We start from the raw sequence: 2,133 nt of genomic DNA, 5'->3' as shown, positions 1-2,133 counted from the left end.
GGCGGGCGTCACGGTCCGGTCACACGCGTGCTTCCCCCGAAAGGCTGGTCGAGCACATAAGGCGGCGGGCACGTCCAGCGGAGAGCACCATGTGCACGCTCGTGCCGCTCGCCCCGAAGCCGCTGACGCCGACTCGCGCGGCATCCGTACGGAGCGGAACAGGACGGAACGACGGCTGGGCGATCCATTCGCGCGCGTCGGCGTTCAGTTCCTCGAAGTGCACCGTCGGCGGCATCCAGCCGCGCTTCAGCCCGAGCAGGACGTTCACGAGGGACGCGACGCCCGCAGCCGTGTCGAGGTGACCCAGCGCCGGCTTCACCGATCCCACGGGAAGGGCGTCCCGGCGCGTGCCGAACACCTCGTGGAGGGCGCCGAGTTCCACGATGTCGCCCACCGTCGTTCCCGTGCCGTGCCCTTCGACGTACGCGATGTCGTCCGGTCCTACGCACGCGTCGTCCATCGCCCGACGAATGACCCGTACCTGACCGTCGAACGCGGGCGCGGCATAACTGGCACGCTGCGCGCCGTCGCTGGCGGAGAAGATTCCCTCGATCACGCCGTGGATCGTGTCGCCGTCGGCGACGGCGTCGGCGTGGCGCCGAAGCACGAAGACGCCCCCGCCGCTACCGCCGACGGTGCCGTCGGCCCGGGAGTCGAACGCCCGGCACTCCCCGGTCGGCGACAGGATCCCGCCGCGCTCCCACTGGTAGCCCCGACGATCGGGGAAGTACAACGCCGCGGCGCCCGCGAGGACGGTGTCGACCCGGCCGCTGCGGAGCAGGAGCACCGCGTGCTCCACCGCCGCGAGCGCCGTCGAGCAGGCCGTCTGGACATTCACGCTCGGACCGATCAGCCCGAGCCGGTAGGAGACCCGTCCGACGCAGTGGTCACTGCTGTTGCCGATGAGGATCTCCGGGAAGGCGAGCTGGTCCCGCAGGGTGAGGTCCCGCTGCAACCGCGTCGTGAAGTACGAGTCGAGCGACTGGCCCGCGTACAGACCCATGCCGATGCCGCCGACCACGCCGATCTCGCGGCCACGAACGCTGTCGGGACTCATCCCCGCGTCGTGCAGCGCCCCGATGCAGCAGTCGAGGAAGAGCAGGTGCTGCGGATCGGTGATCGTCAGTTCATGGGGGGTCAGGCCAGCCAGGTGGCGTGCGGTGTCGGGCGTCCACGCCGCCCTGGCCGACCGCGCGACGTAGCCTTCGCGGCCGAAGTCCGACTCGGCGACTCCCGCGGCGAGCATCTCGTCACGGGAGACATCCACGACGGCGCTCGTTCCCGACCGCAGGAACGAGTCGATCTCTACACGCTCACGTCCGGCAGGCAGACATGCGTCGTACCCGACGATGGCGATCTCGCCGCTCACCCGACATTCCTCTTCCCGCTGTCGTCGATGTGGTCCGCGAGTGCCGCGAGACTCGGGAACCGCATCAGCTCCAGTACTCCGATCTTCCGGTCGGTACGGCCCGCGAGAGCGCGGGCGAGGTTCGGTAGGTCGACCGACGTCAACCCCAGGTCGAACCAGCTGGCGTGCGGGCGCACCGTTTCCGCGCCGACGAGCGGGCGCAACGCGAGCGCGAGCGCCTTGACGGTCGGCGACCACCCGGTCTCGTCCGTCGTCCCGACATCCGAAGAGTCGGAAGTGGACGAGTGTTGCGCGCCGCCGTCCCGCTGCGGGAGGAACGCGACGTCCTCGCGCACCCCGAGCAGCACGGAGCGGGAGGGCCGGGCCAGTAGGCAGGAGGCGATGTCCAGGACGCTGATCTCGTCGAGCCCCAGGGCCTCGGCCACGGCCACGTTCGCCTCGTCGGTCTGCCGTGCCTCGCGCACCGACGTCACCGACACGACGGTGACGGGGATCCGGGTGGCCTGCTCCGCGATCATCTCGGCCGCGGCGCACGCCGCCGAATAGGTCTCCACACCCGTCCCCGCGACGTGCGCGTTGACGGAGGAGACGACCGCGAGCGGGGCATCCAGGGCGTGCGCCAACTCGACGGCTGTGCGGACCCCGTCGGTCTTCGGACCGAGAAGCCGCTCGAGCGCATCCTGCGGCGCGGGCCGTGGCTCCCCCGCCAGGTGGACGACCAGGGTCCGCTCCGCGGGAGCCCACCCGGTCTTCTCCAGCAGGTC

At 71.0% G+C, this 2,133-nt stretch carries 2 protein-coding genes; both read right to left on the bottom strand.

Going from position 1 to position 2,133, the window contains the following annotated elements; translation table 11 throughout:
• Positions 1–19 precede the first annotated feature (19 nt).
• Positions 20–1,369: a polyketide synthase gene (locus AB0B91_RS65325; protein ID WP_358343072.1), complete on the bottom strand. Its 1,350-nt coding sequence runs from the start codon at positions 1,367–1,369 to the stop codon at positions 20–22.
• On the bottom strand, positions 1,366–2,133 hold a 768-nt coding region (locus AB0B91_RS65320; protein WP_358343070.1), incomplete at its 5' end, for an acyl carrier protein. The genes AB0B91_RS65325 and AB0B91_RS65320, both read right to left, overlap by 4 nt.

Source organism: Nonomuraea sp. NPDC049141 (assembly GCF_040648415.1).
Taxonomy (GTDB): domain Bacteria; phylum Actinomycetota; class Actinomycetes; order Streptosporangiales; family Streptosporangiaceae; genus Nonomuraea.
Note: the sequence above shows the minus strand (reverse complement) of the source record. Positions and strands in the feature narration are given on the sequence as shown.